Genomic DNA, 19,557 nt, shown 5'->3' with positions numbered 1-19,557 from the left:
GGTTGGGTCAATAGATCGGTGGCCGAGGGTCAGCCGCCGTAATTCGGTGTGCGCTTCTCGAGGAAAGCGGCGATGCCTTCGGCAGCCTCATCTGCGCCGGTGGCATGGGCCATGGCGTCACATTCCGCTTCAAGCTGGTCGGCCTCGGACACGTCATAGCCCTGTGCGACCAACCCGCGGATCACCCCTTGGGCTTCGCGGGGGCCTGCGGCCAAGCGGTCGGCAAGCGCCATCGCGGCCTCGAACGCGCCACCCTTGTCGGTGACGGCATTTACCACGCCCAGATCATGCATGCGTTCAACGGTGACGGGCTGCGCCAGCAAGCACATCTCCATCGCGAGCTGCCGCGGCAGCGCACGCGCGAGCGAGGCGGTCAGCCCCCCATCAGGCACCAGCCCCGCCTTGACGTAAGCAGCGGTGAACTTGGCACCGGCGGCGGCAACGATCAGATCGCAGGCCAGCGCAAAAGACAGCCCCGCGCCCGCGGCACCGCCTTCGACGGCGGCGATCACCGGCACCGGACAGGACCGGATCGCGCGGATCAGGCTATGCAATTCGTTGATCTTGCCCCGACGTTCATCTTTGGGCATGTCGCGGCGTGCGATCAGGACATTCAGATCGCCGCCCGCGCAAAAGAAATCCCCTTCGGAGGTGAGGATCACGGCACGGATACGCGGCGCGGCGGCCATTTCAATCGCTTGGCCGATGCAGGCGTAAAGCTCGGGTGACAGGGCACCCCGCTTATGCGCGTTTCCGTTCCAGATGACGATCCGGTCACCCTTGTCTTCGATCCGAGCGCTCATTTCAGTTTCTCCTGTGGGACGCGCTTGAACACGCCTGTGGATGTCGCAATGACCGTGCCGTCTTCGTGGACAAGCTCAGCGTCGATATACAGCAGGCTGCGACCACCGCCCTTGATCGTGCCGGTCGCGGTCACGCGCCCGGGTTGGCCCGCGGCCAGAAACTGCGTCGTCAACGAGATCGTGAGGAACGGGTGCTGGCCGGTGGGATCCACGCTCAGCGATCCGGTCATGCCACAGGCGTTATCCAGCAATGTGGCGGCAATACCGCCATGAAGAACCCCATGGCGGTTGAAGTGTTGCGGACCCAGATCAAGAAAGCAGCGCCCGTGGGCCGGATCGGATATGTCGACGACATATCCGACCAGGGTTTGGGTGCCGGTCTCGTCCCGGATCAGCTGGCTTTCGTCAGGCTGCTGCAAGGGCAATGAAACGCTCCAGATGGTGGTCTGTGTCACCAAAGCGGTGGTCTGCCATGATGATACGCTTGGCGATGTGGGCCAGTTCGTATTCTTGCGTCATGGCGATACCGCCGTGCATCTGGATGCTGTCTTCGGCAACCAAACGGCCCGCGCGACCCAGCAGGTTCTTGGCGGCAGAGATATGCGTCTCGCGCGCTTTGTACTCCGCTTCGAGGTTGCCCGCGGCAACGATCACGGCAGAGCGCGCCTGCTCCATCTCGATCAGCAGGTCGGACATGCGGTGCGCGAGCGCCTGGAACGTGCCGATGGGCTTGCCGAACTGCTTGCGGGTCATCAGGTATTCGCGGGTCAGGCGTGTCGCCGTTTCCATCGCACCCAAAGTTTCCGCACAGATCGCGACGTTTGCCGCAGCGACGCGCGCCTCGATCGCCTTGAACGCTTTGCCAGCTTCACCCAGACGGGCAGAGGCAGGGACGGTCACATCATCCAGCGTGACTTCGGCGGCACGACCACCGGCCAGCAGCGCATAACCTTGCAGCGTGATGCCTTTGGTATCTGCGGGCACGAGGAACAGCGAGATCCCGTTTTCGTCGCCTGCCTCGCCGCTTTCGCGGGCAGAAACGATCAGCATGTCGGCGTTTTCAGCGTTGACCACAACAGCCTTGCGACCGTTCAGCACGATGTTGTCACCCTCGGCCTTGGCAGTAGACGTGACCTGGTTCAGGTCATAGCGGCTGGTGGGTTCACCGTGGGCAAAGGCCACCTGCAGCGTGCCGCCGATCAGCTCTTCGATGTGGGCCTGCTGGTCGTCGTTGCCCAAATCGGCAATCAGACCGCCGCCCAGAATGGCGGTATCAAGGAAGGGTTCGACCACGCCTGCGCGGCCCAGTTCCTCGAACACGACGGCGATGTCGAAACCGGCGCCGCCAAAGCCGCCCTGATCTTCGGTGAACAGCGCGCCGATGACGCCCAGTTCGGCCAGACCGTTCCAGATGTCAGCGGAAAAGCCGGTGTCGCTTTCAAGGATCTTGTTGCGGGCTGCTGTATCGTATTTGTCGCGCAGGAAACGGCGCAGACTGTCTTGCAGCATTTGGCGTTCTTCTGTCAGGTCGAAGTTCATTCTCCACCTCCCATCGTTGTTTTGGCAATGATCTGGCGCTGGATTTCGTTCGAGCCGCCAAAGATCGACAGTTTACGGTTGTTGAAATATTGCGCGGCAACGGGGCCGGCATTCAACGGATCAGGCAGGGCCAGGTTCGACCCTTCGATCGCTTCGGATGCGAATGGCATCGCATAGGCACCCGCAGCACGACGCGCGAGGTCGTTGATTTCCTGACGGATGATCGTGCCTTTGACCTTCAGCATGGACGATTCAACACCCGGTGCCGCACCCGCTGCCGCCTTAGAGACGATGCGCAGGTTTGTGGTGCTCATCGCCATCAGGTCGATTTCAACCTGTGCCACACGTGCCGCGAAATGCGGGTTCTGCATCAACGGCTTGCCGCCGGACATCTCTGCCTTGGCGATACGTTTGACCGCGGTCAGACCCGCTTGCGAGAACCCGACGCCCGCGATGTTGGTGCGTTCGTGGGTCAGCAGGTACTTGGCATAGGTCCAGCCTTCGTTCTCTTTGCCGACAAGGTTTTCGACCGGGACTTTAACATCCGTGAACCAAACCTCGTTCACCTCGTGGGTGCCGTCGAGCAGGATGATCGGGCGCACTTCGACGCCGGGGGTGTCCATGTCGATCAGCAGGAAGGAAATACCCTCTTGCTGCTTCACCGTCTTGTCGGTGCGCACAAGGCAGAAGATCATATTCGCGTGCTGACCCAGCGTGGTCCACGTCTTCTGGCCGTTGACGATGTAGTGCGTGCCTTCGTCGTTCAGAACCGCTTCGGTCTTGAGCGAGGCAAGGTCGGACCCCGCACCCGGCTCGGAATAGCCCTGACACCACCAGTCTTCGCCCGACAGGATGCGGGGCAGCCAGTAGTCGTTCTGCTCTTGCGAGCCGAATTTTTGCAGCACAGGCGCGAGCATCGACAGGCCAAAAGGCACGATGCGTGGCGCATAGGCGGCAGCGGCTTCTTCTTCGAAGATGTGACGCTGCACCGCGTTCCATTCCGCACCGCCAAATTTCTTGGGCCAGTTCGGGGCCAGCCAACCTTGGGCGTTCAGGATCGCATGCCACTGTTCCTGACCGTCTTTGCCCAGCTCTTCACCCTTGCGGATTTTGTCGCTCATTTCCTTGGGGAGCTTTTCCTCAAGAAAGGCCCGCACTTCGGCGCGGAAAGCCTTTTCTTCGTCGCTATAGCTCAGATCCATTTGTCTTCCTCCGGTTTATACTGTCGGGCATTGCGCCCTTGTTCATTTACTTAGCGGCTTGTTTGTTCAGGTCGTCAAAGTTGCGCCCTTCGGCCACCAGCTGTTTCAGCAGCGGCGCGGGTTCCCAGAACCAGGCGTCTTCCTTGGCGTAGCTTTCGATGTCGGCCAGCAGTGCAGGCAGCCCTTGCAGGTCGGCCCATTTCATCGGGCCACCCCAGTAGCGCGGGAAGCCGTAGCCAAAGAGCAGGACCATATCCACATCCAAGGGCCGCTTTGCGATACCCTCGCCCACGACCTTTGCCGCCTCATTGACCATCGCGGCCATATAGCGGCGGACGATCTCTGCGTCGGTAAAGTCACGCGGGGTGATGCCACGCTCGGCGCGTTCGGCGGCGATCAGCTCGGACACTTCGGGGTTCGGCACGCCGCCGCGCGATCCGGCCTCATAGATATAGTAGCCTTTGCCGGTCTTCTGACCGAAGTTGCCGGCTTCGCAGATCTTGTCGGGGTATGTCGGCACGCGTTCGGCAGGGTGGCGCGTCGCCGCCTTGCGCTTGCGTGTGGCCCAGCCGATATCGAGTCCAGCCAGATCGCCCACGGCAAAGGGGCCCATGGCAAAGCCGAAATCCACCAGCGCCTTGTCGATCTGGAACGGCGATGCGCCATCAAGCACCATGTGATCGGCAGCGGTGCGGTAAGTTGCCAGAATACGGTTGCCGATAAACCCGTCGCAGACACCGGCGCGCACGGAAATCTTGTTCAGCGCCTTGCCAAGGGCAAAGCCCGTGGCAACCACATCGAGGGCGGTCTTTTCGGCGACGACCACTTCGAGCAGCTTCATGATATGCGCAGGCGAAAAGAAGTGCAGCCCGATCACATCCGCAGGGCGCGAGGTGCTGGCCGCGATCTCGTCCACATCCAGATAGGATGTGTTGGACGCCAGAATAGCACCGGGTTTGCACACGGCATCAAGCTTGCCGAACACCTCTTTCTTGACACCCATATCCTCGAACACGGCTTCGATCACCAGATCGACCGAGGCGAGGCTGTCATAGTTGATCGACACCTCAAGCGCGGTGTTGGTCATCGCGTCATATTTCATCTGCGTGATCTTGCCACGCTTAAGCGCGCCGGAAAGATTGCCCGCGATGCGACCGCGCGCGGCCTCTGCGGCGTCTTCCTTCATCTCGATCAGCACGACGTTGAAGCCTGCCAACAGCGCCGCCGTGGCGATGCCTGCGCCCATGGTGCCGCCGCCGATGATGCCGATGGATTGCAACGCGCGGGGTTCGACGCCTTTCAGTTCCGGCAGGTTGCCTACCGCACGTTCAGAGAAGAACGCGTGGATCATGCCCTGACGTTGGTCTGTCTCCATCAACTCCATGAAAATCTTGCGCTCGGCCAGCATGCCTTCGTCAAAGGGCAGCTCTGCCGCAGCCTGAACCGCGCGGACCGCCTGCGCCGGAGAGATTTGCCCCCGCCCCTTTTTCAGCGTCCCGTCATAGGCCGCGTCCCAGTCAATCGGCGCGGGTGCGGCCATCTCGCTGACGGGGCGGCGCGGTGCGTTGGTGGCGATCAGGTTCTCGGCATAGGCGACGCCCACATCCTCGGGGTCGCCCTCGGCGACCTGATCGACGATGCCAAGGCTTTCGGCTTCGGCCGCTTTGACCTGACGGCCAGAGGTGATCAGATCAAGCGAGGGGTCCACGCCGATCAGACGCGGCAAACGCTGGGTCGCACCGGCACCGGGGATCAGGCCCAGATGCACTTCGGGCAGGCCCACTTTGGCCGACGGCTGCGCCACACGGTAATGCGCCGACAGCGCGATCTCGAGCCCGCCGCCCAAGGACACACCATGCATGGAGGCGACAACGATCAGCGGGGAATCCTCGATCCGTTTGCACACATCCGGCAGGAAAGGTTCCAGCGGCGTTTTGCCGAATTCGGTGATATCCGCACCGGCGATAAAGGCGCGGCCCTCGCCGACGATAACCACGGCTTTGACGCCGTCATCGGCCTCGGCCTGCGCCATACCGGCAACCAGACCTTCACGAACAGCATGGGACAACGCATTGACCGGGGGGTTCTTGATCCGCAGTACGGCCACGTCGCCTTTGCGGGTATATCCAATCTTGTCAGTCATTTAGCATATTCCTTGGTCTAGTCTTGTTTCAGTCCCGGCGGCTGAGCGCGGGGGTGCGCCCGGTGCGCTGTTCAAGCGCGCGCACCAGTTCACGCAACGCGGGGCCGACCTCTTGCACGATACGGGAATCGGGCAAATCATGTGGCATGGCCCCGGCGGTGAACGATACCGGTTCGCCGAACTCTTCGGCAAAATAGGGGACACTTACGGCGTTGATCGTACTGGCATATCGTGTGCCCTCCGACGCGTAGGCGAACCCTTGTTCTATCAATTGCGAATATCCCTCCGCCCGGAACCTTCGCATATCCGCTTCGGGCGTCAACTGCTCAAAGCGCTCTTCGCCAAGTGACGCCACGACGGCCATGCCCGACGACGATCCGAACACAGGAATCCGGTGCCCCGGCTCCAGCCAGATGGTCGATGCATTCTGTGGCCGCCATGTGCGCACCAGCATCATTTTCTCGTCGTCGCGCACGGCGACCAGCAACAACGTGCCCGTTTTATCGGCCAGCTCTTGCATGGCGTCGGACACCAAATCCAGAAAGTTCACCGCCACCGATGCGACAGAGCCAAGCGCGATGGCTGATGGCCCCAGCCGAAAGCGGTCATTGCGCCCGCCGTGGCTGAGGTAGCCCAGTTCGCACAGCGTATAGGTCAGCCGCGACACCGTAGGCTTGGGCAGCCCCGTCCGGTCGGCAATCTGCGCGTGGGTCAGCCCGCTGTCGCTGGCGCGAAAGGCCCGCAATACAGCAAGCCCCCGCGCCAGAGTGTTGGCAAACTTCCTGTCTGTGGTGTCCCCACTCATCGCGCCGCCATAGGAATAAGCAGCGAGATCATCGGGAAGGACATGATCAGCACCAGCACGATCACGTCAACGCTGAGGAAGCGCGTGATACCGGCAAAGATCTTGTCGATCGGAGCCTCTTTGCCCACCACATTGGCGATAACAAAGACGTTCAACCCGACAGGCGGCGTGATCAGCCCGATTTCCAGCAGTTTAATCACCACAACACCAAACCAGATCAGGTTCATGTCATAGCTTTCCACCAGCGGGATCATCAGCGGCAGGGTCAGAACCATGATGCCGATGGGATCAAGGAACATGCCAAGCAGCAGATAGATCGCGGCAATCGCCAGCAGCAGGACCACGACGGACAGCTCTGCCTCGGCCACGACGTTCACAATCATCGGGGCAACGTTGGTCAGGGCGATAAAGGCCACAAAGATCTTGGCCCCTGCCGCGATAAAGAAGATCGCTGCGGTCTGGATGCACGTCTCTTTGACCGCATCCCACAGCCCCTGCAAGGTCAGCTTGCGCTGCGCAAAACCGATCAGCGTCGCCGCGACCACGCAGACAGCCGCCGCTTCGGTCGCCGTAAAGATACCGCCGTAGATACCGCCAATGATCAACACGAACAGCATGACCGCAGGCCAGCTTTCAGCCGCCGCTGCAAAGCGTTCTTTGGCGGAGTAGCGTGTCGCTGTCGAAGGAGCGATTTCTGGCGAGCGCCAGACCCAGACGGCAATCACGAGGATAAAGCCCGCCAGCGTCAGCAGCCCCGGCAAAACACCCGCAAGGAACAGCGACGAAATCGAGGTCTCGGTGAAGATACCGTAGATGATGAACAGAACCGACGGCGGGATCAGCGACCCCAGCGTGCCCCCTGCCGCGACCGACGCTGTTGCCAGACGCGGGTCATAACCCATGCGCAGCATCTCGGGCGTACAGATTTTCCCCATGGTCGAGGCACAGGCGATAGAGCTGCCGGTAATGGCCGAAAATCCGCCACAGCCCATGACGCTTGCCATGGCAACACCGCCGGGCAGACGCGTCAGCCAGACCTTGGCCGCGTGGTAGATCTTGGTCGTGATATCTGCGCGATAGGCAATGTGCCCAAGGGCGACAAACAGCGGTATCATCGATAGATCGTAGGAGTGTATCAGGTCAAAGGAGTTCGAGAACACCATCGACGTTGTCGCACGGATGGCACGTTCGGGCATGAAAGTGCCGGTGCGAAAGGCAAAGATAAAGAAGGTCGCAATCGTCGCGACGCTGGCCAGCGCAAAGGCAATCGGCACACGCAGCGCCAACAGGATCAGAACGGCAGCAAAGGCAATCAGCCCGATGGTCGACGCATCCATTACAGCACCTCTTTTTCGGCAACGAGCTCGATTGTGTGGTTTTCTTCGTCCGAAACGATGCCCCCGGAGAGGATGGTCCGCACATCGCGGATCGCCAGTTCCGCCAGCCGCAGCCAGCAGGCGGCGATACCGACCACAAACAACAGACGTCCGGGCCATTTGGGCAGATTCAGGTCACCGTAGAAAAAGCTGCCCTTTTCCCAAACGCTCAGGAATTCGCGGCCGCCGGAATAGATCAGACCGCCCAAGGCGATCATCCCCATGACCGACCCCAGCACAATAAGCCAGGACCGGAGTTTGGGCCCGAGCCGGTCGGACACAAAAGCCACACTAACGTGAGCGCGGTTTGCGGTCGCTGCCGCAAGGGGCAGGAGGATGGCCGCAACCATCAGCTCCCGCACCAAAGTAACGCTATCGGGTACGCTAGATGCGAAGACGGCGCGTGCGACCACGTTGGACGTGATCAAGATCCCCAAAAGGATGACCGCAGCCGCGCCCAACCCCAACAGGATTTTCTCAAGTGGTACCAACATGGTCCCTGCTCCTCCCAAAGCTTGTGTTTAATTGTTGTCAGCGGCCCAAGGGTAACCGTTCTCGTCGCGCTCTTGCGTGTATTTGGCGATCAGCGCCTTGTAGTCTTCCAGCAGTTGCTCGCCCGGCAGACCGGTGCGGTTGGCTGTCTCGACCCACTCGGCCAGATACTTCTCGCCGCCTTCGACCAGCTTGGCGCGCTCTTCCGCGGGCAGTTCGAACACTTCGACGCCTTGCTCTTTCATCGCGGCAATGGCGTTGTCGTTCGCGGTTGTGATCATGCGGCCGAATTCATCGGACAGATCCGCACCGGTTTCCAGCAGCACAGCTTGCTGATCCTCGGACAGCGCATCGAACATGTCTTTGTTCATGAAGATGCCGACGCCGCCAACCTGGCCCCAGTTCAACAGGGTGTAGTTGTCCATGACTTCGGCCTGCTTCAGCGCGGCAACAGCGTAGGAATACCCTTGGCTACAATCGATCAGACCGGTGTCGAGCCCTTGGTACGCGTCATAGATCGACATGTTGACCATGTTCGCGCCTTCGTCGCCAAAGACCTTACCGTAGGCCCCTGTGCCGCGAACTTTCTTGCCCGCGATATCAGCGACCGAACGGATCGCGTCGCCCTTACAGCCGATGTTCACCTGACTTGTGGTCCATGTGCCGATGTACACGAGGTTCTTTTCAGCCAGGTTTTCCGCAATCGCGGGGTTCGAGCGCATCAGTTCGTCCGTGGCGCGCATACCGACCCAGGCATCCGGGTTGTTCACGGGCAGATCGGCGATGCCATAGGCGGCCATTTCCTGCGGGTAATACACCGCGATCACCGACCCCATGTCAGCCACACCGTCACCGATGGACTGTACGGCCGCATTCGCCTTGAACAGCGCGCCGCCCCACTGGATGTCGAGGCGCAGATCATTTTCCGACCGCTCGGCAACCTGATCGGCGAACCACTGCAACGCATCTGCACGGGCACCGCGATTCGGGCCCGCTTCGCCGTGGATCAGCACGGTTTCAGCACCGGCAACGGAAGCCGCCACAGTCATTGCAGCAGCGAAAGATAGGTTTTTCAAAAAGGACATGTAATTCCCTCCCAAGAATTGTTTTACCATGCGAAACATCGTTTCACTATGTCTCGAGCGCACACTAGGGAGGGGATATGGAACGTGCAAGCGAAACTTAAAGCGGCGCCGGAATACCGACGCCGCTTACTATTTAACCATTACGTATCAAGTACTTAATTCAGTTCATGACTTCTCTCGGCGGTACATGAAGCAGCGCCCCTCCACAGCTTCAGGTGGTAAGGGGATTTCGATCAAATTGTCGAAATACATCCGGTCACTGGACACCATGATGCCCCCGACGGCCAATAACGGCTCGATCAAGGGCGAGATTTCACGCGCGAAAGCATCGTTTTTTGCAAGGTTGTGCCCGCCAAGATCCGCGTGAATCAGAGCCGCATTCGCACCAAAGCGCGCCCGCGCGGCAGGCAGGGTTTCGTGCACATCGCCCAGGATCAGCTGATGGTCCTCGGGCGTGCTATCGGGATTCGATGCAACCGCGCGTTCAAACACAAAGATATCGCGGTCGGGCATCGTTTCACGGATGTGGTGAAAGGTACGGCCATTGCCCAATCCCAGTTCGAACACCGGCCCCGTCATTGTCTGCGTCAGGGCGGCGGCATGGTCGATACACGCACGCTGTGACACCATACGGTTGATAAATATGTCCAGGCGGCTCATCGCTGTTCTCCTTCGGGTTGGGTCGTACTGATGCAACATGGGGACGCCGCCCCGCTTTGTGTACCGCTGACGCTTGGTTTTTGCGCTGCCCCCTAGACGCTTGGGTGTTTATCGGCTTCACTCGATAGGTAATGATCGCTCTGACCCGCTTGGGATGACAATGGCCCCCCTTCTTGAAGTAAATGATCTATCGATCGGTTTCGGCAACGGCCCCTCGGTCGTGGACGGCGTCAGCTTTGCGTTGAACGCGGGCGAGACCCTCGCGCTGGTGGGCGAAAGCGGGTCTGGCAAAACGCTGTCCTGCCGGTCGGTTTTGCGCCTGCTGCCCGATGCGGCACAGATGCGCGGCGGGTCGATCCGGTTCAACGGGGCCGAGGGTGCCGTCAACCTGCTGTCCCTCCCCGAAAAGAAGATGCGCGCCATTCGGGGGGATCGCATCTCGATGATCTTTCAAGAGCCCATGCGGTCGCTATCGCCGCTGCACCGGCTTGGCGATCAGGTCGCCGAAGTGCTGCGCTTGCACCGCAATATGGGACGAAGGGCAGCCAAACGTGCAGTGCTCGAACAGTTTGAGAAGGTCGGCTTTGTCGATCCACTGCGCGCCTGGAAAAGCTATCCGTTCGAGATGTCCGGCGGGATGCGCCAGCGCGCGATGATCGCTATGGCCATGGTTGCCAAGCCCGAGCTGTTGATCGCGGACGAACCGACGACCGCCTTGGATGTGACGACACAGGCGCAGGTGCTCGGGCTGATCCGGTCGTTGCAGGCAGAAACCGGTATGGGTGTGATCCTTGTGACCCATGATCTGGGCGTCGTGGCGAATATGGCGCAGCGTGTCGTGGTGATGAACAAGGGCCGCGTGATGGAACGGGGCGATGCGCAAGAGGTGTTGGGCAGCCCTGCCCACCCCTACACCGCCAAGCTCTTCGCCGCCGCCCCGATGATTCCCGCCGTGGCCGCCCCTGCCCCCGCATCCACGAAGCCCGCAGATGATGTGATCCTTGATCTGCGCGACGTGTCCAAGACCTACACCATGCGGGCGGGCGGCTGGCGTAAGCCGGTGTCCGTCTCCGCCTGCCAGCACGTTGACCTGCACCTGCCCCGTGGCAAGACACTGGCGATTGTCGGCGAAAGCGGATCGGGCAAGACCACCTGCGCCCGCATCGCCATGGGGGCCGAACGTCCCGATGCCGGCGGCGAAGTGCTGTTTCGCCCCGACCCCGCCGCCGCACCGCTGGCCGTGCATGATCTGTCGCCCACTGAGCGCACCGCATTTCAACGGCAAGCGCAGATGGTGTTTCAAGACCCGTATTCCTCGCTCAGCCCGCGGATGCGCGTGCAGCAAGCCCTGACCGAACCGATGGAGGTGCACAACATCGGCACTGCCCGCGACCGCCGCGAAAAGGCGGCCGAAATGCTGCGGTGGGTCGGATTGAACCCTGATATGCTTGGCCGTTTCCCGCATGCGTTTTCAGGCGGCCAGCGCCAACGGCTGTCCATTGCCCGCGCGCTGACGCTCGACCCGAAGCTGCTGATCTGCGACGAACCCACCTCGGCGCTGGATGTCTCGGTCCAAGAGCAAATTCTGACCCTGCTCGAAGACATCCGCGACCGCGCCAACCTGAGCTATCTGTTCATCAGCCACGATCTGGCGGTCGTTGCCCGCATCGCGGACGAGGTCGCGGTCATGCGCGCTGGCGTGATCGTCGAACAGGCCCCGCCCGACACGCTGTTCTACAATCCGCAACACCCCTACACCCGCGCCTTGATCGCAGCACAGCCCGAACCCGACATCAGCCGGCCCATCGATCTTGATCTGGTCGCCAAGGGCGCGGGCTCTCCCATGCTCTGGCCCGAACAGTTCCGCTTTGAAGGCCATCACGCCCCCGCCCTGCGAGAGCTTGAGCCCGGCCATAAGGTACGTTGTCATGCGTAAGTTCCTCCTTGCCCTCGCCGCGACCCTCGCCTTTGCGCCCCTTGCCGCGCATAGCGACGGCCCCGTGCTGCAAGAAAGCAGCTTTTGGGCGCAAGAGGTGAATGCCGGCAGCCTGCCTCACGTGCAGGACCGCATCCCGTCAGAGCCGCTGGTCGTCGACCTCGAAGCCAAGGGCCGCAGCTTTGGGCGTCAGGGCGGTACGCTACGCACGTTGATCTCGCGCACCAAGGACGTGCGGCAAATGGTCGTTTACGGCTACGCGCGGCTGGTAGGGTATCAGCCTGACTACACGCTTGCCCCCGATATCCTCGCCGCGGTGGACGTGGAAGAAGGGCGCAAATTTACGCTTCACCTGCGCCCCGGTCACCGCTGGTCAGACGGCATGCCCTTCACCTCGGATGATTTCCGTTACTGGTGGGAAAATGTTGCCAACGACCCAGACATCACCCCCAGCGGGCCGCCGGATTTCATGATCGTGGACAACCGCCTGGGAAAGGTCACCTTCCCCGATGAACATACGGTCGTGTTCGAATGGCAGATCCCCAATCCGAACTTCCTGCCGCTGTTGGCGCAAGCAAGCCCACCGTTCATCTATCGCCCCGCCCACTACCTGTCGCAGTTCCACAAGAAGTTCGCCGATCCCGATGCGCTGGTCGAAAAGATCAAAGCCGCGCGGGTCAAAAGCTGGGCCGCGCTGCACAACAAGCGCGACAATATGTACAAGTTCGACAACCCCGCGCTGCCGACCCTGCAGCCGTGGATCAACACCTCGGACAAGGACAGCTCGCGCAAGCTCTTTGTGCGTAACCCCTATTTCCACCGTATCGACAGCCGGGGCGTGCAGCTGCCCTATATCGACGTGGTGCAGATGACCGTGGTCGGCGGCGGGCTGATCGCGGCCAAGGCCAACGCGGGCGAGGTCGACCTGCAGGCGCGCGGGCTCGATTTCCCCGATGTCGCGATCCTCAAGAAAGGCGAGGCGGACGGCGGCAAATACCGCACCCTGCTTTGGGCCAACGGTGCCGCCAGCCAGATCGCCATCTATCCCAACCTGAACTTCGCCGACCCCGTGTGGCGCGAGGTCATGCGCGACGTGCGTTTTCGCCGCGCCCTGAGCCTCGGCATCGATCGACGCATGATCAACCGCGCGCTCTATTTCGGCCTCGCCAGCGAAGGCGGCATGTCCGCCCTGTCGCAAAGCGCGCTTTACAACGACGACAACACACATGCGTGGTCCATGATGAACCTCGCCCACGCCAACGCGCTGCTGGATGATATGGGTCTGACCGACCGCACCCCCGCAGGGCTCCGCAAGCTTCCCGATGGCCGCCCGATGGAATTCGTGATCGAAACCGCCGGCGAACGCAGCGAGGAAGAAAACGCGCTGGCGATCATCGCGGACACGTGGCGTGATCTGGGCATCCGCCTGATCATGCGCCCGCTGGACCGCGATATCCTGCGCAACCGGATCTATGCGGGGCGGACCATGGCCTCGGTCTGGTTCGGCTGGGACAACGGGCTTCCGGGGCCGTCGACCTCTCCTTCCTATCTGGCACCCACCAATCAGGAATTCTTTGCCTGGCCGATGTGGGGACAATACTACCAAACAGTCGGACAGGCCGGGTCGCCCCCCGATATGCAGCCCGCGAAACGGCTGATGCTGCTGGCGAATGACTGGAACCACACCGACGACCCACAGGTGCGCGAAGACATCTGGAAGCGGATGCTCGCCATCCACGCCGAACAGCAATTCGCCATCGGCGTGCTGGCCGAGGCCCCGCAACCCGTCGTCGTCTCAAACGATCTGATGAATGTACCGGAGCATGGAATCTGGGCCTTTGATCCCGGCGCGCATTTCGGCATTCACCGCATCGACGAATTCTACTTCCAAGACCCCCATGTGCAGGTAAGCCGATGATCTTCCTCCGATACGCCGTGTGGCGTTTCATCACCATGCTACTGACCCTCTGGGTGGTCTCGCTTCTGGTCTTCGTCATCATCAACCTGCCCCCCGGCGACTATCTGTCGAACCAGATCGCCGAGTTGCGCGCGACGGGTCAGGCCGAAGGCGTCGCCAAGGCCGAGTTTCTGCGTCACGAATACGCGCTGGATGAACCGATCTGGAAACAATACCTGATCTGGGTCGGCATGGTGCCGGGGCCGCAAGGGTTTGCCGGCTTGATCCAAGGCAATTTCGGCTGGTCGTTCGAGTTTGACCGCCCCGTGGGCGAAATCGTCGGCGATGCGCTATGGATGACGGTGCTGGTCAATCTCGCCGCCGTATTATTCGTTTATCTTATCGCCTTGCCGCTTGGGGTGCTCGCCGCTGCCAAATCCGAGACCTGGGTCGATTATACCGCCGGTTTTCTGGGCTACCTCGGGCTCGCGACACCGAACTTCCTGCTGGCCCTGATCCTGTTTTACTATGGCCATAAATACTTTGACCTGCCGATTGGCGGGCTTATGGCCCCCGAGCTTGAGGGCCAGCCCATGTCATGGGAGAAAGTACGCTCAGTCCTGCTGCACCTGATCGTTCCGACCTTTGTGATCGGCACCGCCGGTGCCGCCGCGATGATGCAGCGGTTGCGGGCGAATATGCTCGACGAACTTGATAAACCCTATGTGGAGACCGCCAAGGCCAAGGGTATGGGCCCCGCGCGGCTGCTGTCGAAATATCCGCTGCGCGTGGCCTTCAACCCCTTTGTCGCGGATATCGGGAACCTGCTGCCTGCAATGGTGTCGGGCTCTGTGCTGGTATCGGTGGTGCTGGGCCTGCAAACCATCGGGCCCTATCTGCTGGTGGCACTTAAGTCCCAAGACCAGTTCCTCGCGGCGTTCATTCTGATGTTCGTGGCCCTGCTGACGCTGATCGGCACTATGATCTCTGACATGCTGCTGGTCCTGCTTGATCCGCGCATCCGTTACGGGGCACGCAGCTCATGAGCATCCAGCCGGACAACCGCTTTGTCGACACCACACCCTGGACCGACGACGCCGATCTTTCCGCGCCTGAGCGCGCCGAGATGGACGCCTCTGTCGCTCGGCTCATGTGGCGCAAGTTCCGGCGGCACAAGCTGGCGCTGGTATCCGGGCTGTTTCTGGCCTTCTGCTATCTGATCTTGCCAGTGGCGGGGTTCATCGCGCCCTACACACCAAACGAGCGCAATGCCGAACACATCTACGCGCCACCCCAAAGCATCAACCTTTGGCACGAGGGCAGTTTCATCGGCCCCTTTGTCTACGAGACGACGGGCACTGCGGATCTGGTGAATTTCCGCTGGGTCTACGACACCGATACCAGCAACCCGCGCAAGATTGAGTATTTTTGTAAGGGTGAAACCTACCACCTCTTTGCGCTCATCCCCAGCGACACCCACCTGTTTTGTGCGCCTGACGGGGCGACGGTGTTTCTCTGGGGATCGGATCGGTTGGGGCGCGATGTGTTCAGCCGCATCCTCTATGGCGCGCAGCTGTCCTTGACGGTGGGGTTGATCGGCATCACGGTCAGCTTTGTGCTGGGGATCTTCTTTGGATCGCTGGCCGGTTACTTCGGCGGCAAGACGGACTGGCTGGTCAACCGCGCGATCGAGATTTTGCGGTCCTTGCCAGAGCTCCCGCTCTGGCTGGCACTTTCGGCGGCGGTGCCGTCGAACTGGGGGCCGGTGTCGGTGTTCTTTATCATCTCGATCATCCTCGGCATTCTGGACTGGCCCGGCCTGGCGCGGGCGGTACGGTCAAAATTCCTGAGCCTGCGTGAAGAGGAATACGTCAAAGCGGCCGAGATGATGGGCGCGTCGCCCGCACGGGTGATCCGCAAACACCTGTTGCCGAATTTCATGTCGCATCTAATCGCCAGCGCGACCTTATCAATCCCGGCGATGATTCTTGGGGAAACCGCGCTTAGCTTCCTCGGGTTGGGTCTACGCGCGCCCGCCGTCAGCTGGGGCGTCATGCTGAATGACGCGCAAAATCTGGCGAGCATCGAAATCTACTGGTGGACCGCCATTCCCATGCTGCCGATCATCGTCGTGGTGCTGGCGTTCAACTTTTTGGGCGATGGTCTGCGCGCAAGTCTTGATCCGTATAAATCCTGACCCATTGGGGCCTTCAGTTCCAAATGGTCTAAATCCCGGGGGGTGCGGGGGGGCTGGCCCCCCGCTGCGCCGGGTCAGTACCAGTCGCCCATTTTGACTTCGATCCCCTCGCCGACCATAGCGGCAAAGGCGGCGGGGTCTTGCGTGCCGTCGTCGCGCCCACGGTAGTGGTAGGGGTAGACGAAGGAGGGTTTGAACGTCGACACCGCAGCCGCGGCCGAGGTCGCGTCCATGGTAAACGGCAGGTTCATACAGACAAACGCCAGATCGATATCCTCTAGCGCCAGCATCTCCGGCGTCGCTTCGGTATCGCCCGAGATATACACGCGGAAATCACCGAGGTTCACGATATAGCCGTTGTCACGCCCCTGCGGGTGGAACTGCTTGCGTTCTTCGGTGGTGTTATAGGCGGGGATCGCCTCGATCGAGACCTCGTTGAACATCGCCTGCTCGCCATTGGCCAGTGCATTCGCCTTGGCCTTCAGCGCCTCGGGAAGCATGTCGAAAACGGCAGGATTGGTAAGGATCTGCGTGTTTTCGCCCACCACACCGGCCAGTGTTTCGGCGTTATAGTGATCGCCGTGCTCGTGGGTGATCAGGATCAGATCGGGGGTGGCAAAATCGCTGTAGTTGGCGACCTCGCCCACGGGATCGCAGTAGATCACGCCGGCTGGCGTCTCCATCACAAAGGACGCGTGGTCGATGGGGTGCACTTTGACCTCGCCGCCGGTCATGGGGAACATATTACCGCCGTGAGCCGCGGCTTGCGCGGCATAAGGCAGTAGCGTCACAACCCCGGCGGTGGCGGCGGTGGTCGTCAGGAATTGGCGTCTGGACTGTTTCATGGGAATTCTCCTGTTGCAGGTGGCGATGATGCTAGCGCCCGCCGCCGCCGTTTCAATGTCACAACTGCGCGAGACGCGGCTATCGGTCGTCCCCGCCCGGTTCCGGGCCGGTTTGTGCCTCTTCTTCCAGCGATGCCTGCGCCGCTGCGGTCACCGCATCGCGTTCCTCGTCGCTCAGGTCTTTGACCTTGCCGTCGGCCAGACGCACAGTGACCTCCCGATGGGCAAAACGGATTCCTTCGCGCTCGAACAAGGCTCGGATTTCCTCATAGACCTTCTTGCGCACCAGCCATTGATCCCCCGGTTTGGTCATGAACTTGACTCGGATGATCATCGCGGAATCCTGCATTTCAATCACGCCCTGCGATTTCAGCGGCTGGATAAAGTTGTCGCCGATCACCGGATCATCCAGCAGCGCGATGCCAAGCTTTTTGATCAGCTTGCGAACGCGTTCGACATCGGTGTCATAGGTCACCCGCAACGGCAGCTTCATGATCACCCAGTCGCGGCTGTAGTTGGTCATCACCTGCAGCTCGCCAAAGGGAATGGTGTGCAGCGCGCCCAGATGGTGGCGCAGCTGGAACGACCGGACCGAGATTTTCTCGACCGTGCCCTTCACGCCGCCCACATCAAGGTATTCCCCCTTGCGGAAGGCATCGTCGAACAGAAAGAACGCGCCGGCAAAGATATCGCGCACCAGCGCCTGACTGCCAAAGCCGACGGCAACACCGACGATCCCTGCGCCGGCGAACAGCGGGCCGACATTTATCCCGAATTCCATCAACACGATCAGGGCGATGGTCACGATCAGAACGATCAGGACAAAGTTGCGAAACAGCGGCAGCAGCGTTGCCAATCGGCTGGCAGAGGACGCGCCGCTTCCTTCGTCACCCAGTTCCGCCTCGGGCTGGTCGGCGGTTTCGGCCTCGATCTTGCTGTCGATCCAGATGCGGAAGGCGTGATAGACGACGTAGCCGATAAACAGGATCACCATCACGTCCAGCAGCTTGTCCGCATGGCTTTCGACCATCAATGTTGCCTCTGTGTCCCAGATATAGAAGAACGCATAGGCCCCCGTAACAAAGGCGAGGATACCGGCCACGCGCCGCGCCAGACCTTCAAAGCTGGTGAGACTTTGGCGTGGCACCATTGCGGCCTGTCTGTCAGCCTCGTCCAGCGACATGGTGTCATCCGCTTGCGCTGTGCCGGCGGCCTCGGGCGCGTCCTCGTCCAGGGCGGCATCAGCGCGCTTCTCGCGGCGCAGCTCGTTCAGGCGGCGCATCATGCGCGCGCGGGCAAAACCGCGTTCAATAGCATAGTTGATCACACCGTAGACCACGATGATCGACACCAGAATACCATAGGCCCCCGCGATCAGAGGCACGGAGCTCGGGTTCTCGAGCACCAGATCATAGGTCAGTTCGAACCAGGCAAAAATCGCATAGGCCACCACCAGCGGTGCCCAGGCCCGCGACATAAAACGCCCCACGGCGCTGCATTCCGACGCGGGCTTGCCCTGCCGCAGCGCGTTTGAAATGGGGCGGCGGTTGACCCAGATCATCAGAATATTGGCCACGACGATCGCCGCCGACATCAGGGAGGCGATGAAAGCATAGACATCATAGTTCAGCCCCAGTTCAGCGATCCAGATACCGAACAGGATCGCGACGGTATCAAGGCTTGCCATCATCCACAGCCAGCGGTGCAGGCGTTTGGCGTCGCGGTCGCTGAACACAGGGATGCGGTATTGCGACAGGAAGGGTGACAGGATCATCCGCCACAGGCCTGCGGCCACGCGACAGACGAAATAGCCGATGTTGATCAGCGTGACAGTGAACTGGATCGCCGTGTCTTCAAGCGGTCCAAACAGCAGCGTGCCCAGAATATAGGCCACCACCATCGACACCAGAACGCCGATGATCCCCATGAAAAACCGAAACACCAGAAACGGCATCTTTTCGGTATAGCCGACGGGGTTCGCCTGCACTTTGGCGGTGACGAAGCCGCGTGCCATTCGCTTGCCGAACAGCTCTACCTCGACCACGGCCCCGACGGCAAACAGCGCGAGCGCCACCAGCAGCGTCTCACCAAAGGCCCAAAGCGTGCCATCCGGGCTGGCGGCCCGCAGGATATAGATCACCTCATTGATCGCGTCGGGCAACTGCACGATGCGTTCGATCAAGGCGGTGCGGAACTGGTTGCCCCGTTCTTGCAGGTGCATCAGCGCAGAGGTTTCCTTGGCCAGCGCCGCCTCTTGCCGGTCTCCCTCGACCGGTTGGGCAGATGCGGGCTGGTTCAACAACTGGCCCGCGCTATCGACCACCACCACGCTCACCCCGCTTTCAGCGGCTTGTCTGATGACCTCTTGCAGACGTGCGGCGTCGCCTTCTGCATCGCTGACGGCAGTTTCTTGCGCTGTTGGCAAAAGGGACAGAACCCCTTGCGCCGTCGCGGCGTTGGCAAAGGGCAAGACCCACAGCGACAAAAGAAGGGTGAAGATGAAATGCCGCATATGTCCTCGCTCATGGCTTTGGGGCGCAGTCTTGAGACGCTAAGGCACCCCACGTGCCATTGCAA

General features: G+C 61.0%; 16 protein-coding genes. 4 read left to right on the top strand and 12 right to left on the bottom strand.

Features of this window, described 5'->3' with window-relative positions; genetic code table 11:
• Nucleotides 1-29 precede the first annotated feature (29 nt).
• The 10 genes from C1J04_RS05070 to C1J04_RS05025 form a co-directional block, all read right to left on the bottom strand.
• A complete protein-coding gene (locus C1J04_RS05070; protein ID WP_009826245.1) occupies nucleotides 30-803 on the bottom strand; it encodes an oxepin-CoA hydrolase, alternative type in 774 nt (257 codons plus the stop codon).
• Nucleotides 800-1,258, bottom strand: a complete 459-nt coding sequence (locus C1J04_RS05065; RefSeq protein ID WP_235208512.1) for a PaaI family thioesterase — start codon at nucleotides 1,256-1,258, stop codon at nucleotides 800-802. Before C1J04_RS05065 ends, C1J04_RS05070 begins: the two co-directional genes overlap by 4 nt.
• Nucleotides 1,209-2,342: an acyl-CoA dehydrogenase family protein gene (locus C1J04_RS05060; protein ID WP_009826243.1), complete on the bottom strand. Its 1,134-nt coding sequence runs from the start codon at nucleotides 2,340-2,342 to the stop codon at nucleotides 1,209-1,211. The genes C1J04_RS05065 and C1J04_RS05060 overlap by 50 nt, the downstream gene beginning before the upstream one ends.
• Nucleotides 2,339-3,544: an acyl-CoA dehydrogenase family protein gene (locus tag C1J04_RS05055; protein ID WP_114865255.1), complete on the bottom strand. Its 1,206-nt coding sequence runs from the start codon at nucleotides 3,542-3,544 to the stop codon at nucleotides 2,339-2,341. Before C1J04_RS05055 ends, C1J04_RS05060 begins: the two co-directional genes overlap by 4 nt.
• Before the next feature lie 46 nt (nucleotides 3,545-3,590).
• Complete coding sequence (locus C1J04_RS05050; RefSeq protein WP_009826241.1) at nucleotides 3,591-5,687, bottom strand: FAD-dependent oxidoreductase; 2,097 nt, start codon at nucleotides 5,685-5,687, stop codon at nucleotides 3,591-3,593.
• Between the two features lie 28 nt (nucleotides 5,688-5,715).
• The gene (locus tag C1J04_RS05045; protein WP_009826240.1) at nucleotides 5,716-6,492 is read right to left on the bottom strand and encodes an IclR family transcriptional regulator; all 777 of its coding nucleotides are present in this window, start codon (nucleotides 6,490-6,492) and stop codon (nucleotides 5,716-5,718) included.
• The gene (locus tag C1J04_RS05040) at nucleotides 6,489-7,829 is read right to left on the bottom strand and encodes a TRAP transporter large permease (RefSeq protein WP_005851928.1); all 1,341 of its coding nucleotides are present in this window, start codon (nucleotides 7,827-7,829) and stop codon (nucleotides 6,489-6,491) included. The genes C1J04_RS05045 and C1J04_RS05040 overlap by 4 nt, the downstream gene beginning before the upstream one ends.
• A complete protein-coding gene (locus tag C1J04_RS05035) occupies nucleotides 7,829-8,362 on the bottom strand; it encodes a TRAP transporter small permease (protein ID WP_009826239.1) in 534 nt (177 codons plus the stop codon). The genes C1J04_RS05040 and C1J04_RS05035 overlap by 1 nt, the downstream gene beginning before the upstream one ends.
• A 27-nt stretch (nucleotides 8,363-8,389) precedes the next feature.
• Nucleotides 8,390-9,445: a C4-dicarboxylate TRAP transporter substrate-binding protein gene (locus tag C1J04_RS05030; RefSeq protein WP_037943567.1), complete on the bottom strand. Its 1,056-nt coding sequence runs from the start codon at nucleotides 9,443-9,445 to the stop codon at nucleotides 8,390-8,392.
• 165 nt (nucleotides 9,446-9,610) lie between these two features.
• Nucleotides 9,611-10,105, bottom strand: coding sequence for a class I SAM-dependent methyltransferase (locus tag C1J04_RS05025; RefSeq protein WP_009826237.1), 495 nt, complete (start codon nucleotides 10,103-10,105; stop codon nucleotides 9,611-9,613).
• A gap of 160 nt (nucleotides 10,106-10,265) precedes the next feature.
• Between C1J04_RS05025 and C1J04_RS05020 the strand changes: the two genes are divergently transcribed.
• Genes C1J04_RS05020 through C1J04_RS05005 form a run of 4 tightly spaced genes read left to right on the top strand, consistent with a single transcriptional unit; the run spans nucleotide 10,266 to nucleotide 16,135 of the window.
• A complete protein-coding gene (locus C1J04_RS05020) occupies nucleotides 10,266-12,041 on the top strand; it encodes an ABC transporter ATP-binding protein (RefSeq protein ID WP_174226598.1) in 1,776 nt (591 codons plus the stop codon).
• Nucleotides 12,034-13,959, top strand: a complete 1,926-nt coding sequence (locus C1J04_RS05015) for an ABC transporter substrate-binding protein (protein WP_009826235.1) — start codon at nucleotides 12,034-12,036, stop codon at nucleotides 13,957-13,959. Before C1J04_RS05020 ends, C1J04_RS05015 begins: the two co-directional genes overlap by 8 nt.
• Nucleotides 13,956-14,984 (top strand): ABC transporter permease, encoded by a 1,029-nt coding sequence (locus C1J04_RS05010; protein WP_005851921.1) that lies wholly within the window; start codon nucleotides 13,956-13,958, stop codon nucleotides 14,982-14,984. The genes C1J04_RS05015 and C1J04_RS05010 overlap by 4 nt, the downstream gene beginning before the upstream one ends.
• Nucleotides 14,981-16,135: an ABC transporter permease gene (locus C1J04_RS05005; protein ID WP_009826234.1), complete on the top strand. Its 1,155-nt coding sequence runs from the start codon at nucleotides 14,981-14,983 to the stop codon at nucleotides 16,133-16,135. Before C1J04_RS05010 ends, C1J04_RS05005 begins: the two co-directional genes overlap by 4 nt.
• A 74-nt stretch (nucleotides 16,136-16,209) precedes the next feature.
• Here the strand turns inward: C1J04_RS05005 and C1J04_RS05000 are convergent, their stop codons facing one another.
• Together C1J04_RS05000 and C1J04_RS04995 are read right to left on the bottom strand one after the other, a co-directional pair.
• A complete protein-coding gene (locus tag C1J04_RS05000) occupies nucleotides 16,210-16,980 on the bottom strand; it encodes an MBL fold metallo-hydrolase (protein ID WP_009826233.1) in 771 nt (256 codons plus the stop codon).
• A gap of 79 nt (nucleotides 16,981-17,059) precedes the next feature.
• A complete protein-coding gene (locus C1J04_RS04995) occupies nucleotides 17,060-19,492 on the bottom strand; it encodes a mechanosensitive ion channel family protein (RefSeq protein ID WP_009826232.1) in 2,433 nt (810 codons plus the stop codon).
• Nucleotides 19,493-19,557 lie beyond the last annotated feature (65 nt).

The organism is Sulfitobacter sp. SK025 (assembly GCF_003352105.1).
GTDB lineage: Bacteria > Pseudomonadota > Alphaproteobacteria > Rhodobacterales > Rhodobacteraceae > Sulfitobacter > Sulfitobacter pontiacus.
Note: the sequence above shows the minus strand (reverse complement) of the source record. Positions and strands in the feature narration are given on the sequence as shown.

Coding starts and splice junctions, on each gene's coding strand:
- C1J04_RS05070 (WP_009826245.1), bottom strand. CDS start 803: ATGAGCGCTCGGATCGAAGACAAGGGTGACCGGATCGTCATCTGGAAC.
- C1J04_RS05060 (WP_009826243.1), bottom strand. CDS start 2,342: ATGAACTTCGACCTGACAGAAGAACGCCAAATGCTGCAAGACAGTCTG.
- C1J04_RS05055 (WP_114865255.1), bottom strand. CDS start 3,544: ATGGATCTGAGCTATAGCGACGAAGAAAAGGCTTTCCGCGCCGAAGTG.
- C1J04_RS05050 (WP_009826241.1), bottom strand. CDS start 5,687: ATGACTGACAAGATTGGATATACCCGCAAAGGCGACGTGGCCGTACTG.
- C1J04_RS05045 (WP_009826240.1), bottom strand. CDS start 6,492: ATGAGTGGGGACACCACAGACAGGAAGTTTGCCAACACTCTGGCGCGG.
- C1J04_RS05040 (WP_005851928.1), bottom strand. CDS start 7,829: ATGGATGCGTCGACCATCGGGCTGATTGCCTTTGCTGCCGTTCTGATC.
- C1J04_RS05035 (WP_009826239.1), bottom strand. CDS start 8,362: ATGTTGGTACCACTTGAGAAAATCCTGTTGGGGTTGGGCGCGGCTGCG.
- C1J04_RS05030 (WP_037943567.1), bottom strand. CDS start 9,445: ATGTCCTTTTTGAAAAACCTATCTTTCGCTGCTGCAATGACTGTGGCG.
- C1J04_RS05025 (WP_009826237.1), bottom strand. CDS start 10,105: ATGAGCCGCCTGGACATATTTATCAACCGTATGGTGTCACAGCGTGCG.
- C1J04_RS05020 (WP_174226598.1), top strand. CDS start 10,266: ATGGCCCCCCTTCTTGAAGTAAATGATCTATCGATCGGTTTCGGCAAC.
- C1J04_RS05015 (WP_009826235.1), top strand. CDS start 12,034: ATGCGTAAGTTCCTCCTTGCCCTCGCCGCGACCCTCGCCTTTGCGCCC.
- C1J04_RS05010 (WP_005851921.1), top strand. CDS start 13,956: ATGATCTTCCTCCGATACGCCGTGTGGCGTTTCATCACCATGCTACTG.
- C1J04_RS05005 (WP_009826234.1), top strand. CDS start 14,981: ATGAGCATCCAGCCGGACAACCGCTTTGTCGACACCACACCCTGGACC.
- C1J04_RS05000 (WP_009826233.1), bottom strand. CDS start 16,980: ATGAAACAGTCCAGACGCCAATTCCTGACGACCACCGCCGCCACCGCC.
- C1J04_RS04995 (WP_009826232.1), bottom strand. CDS start 19,492: ATGCGGCATTTCATCTTCACCCTTCTTTTGTCGCTGTGGGTCTTGCCC.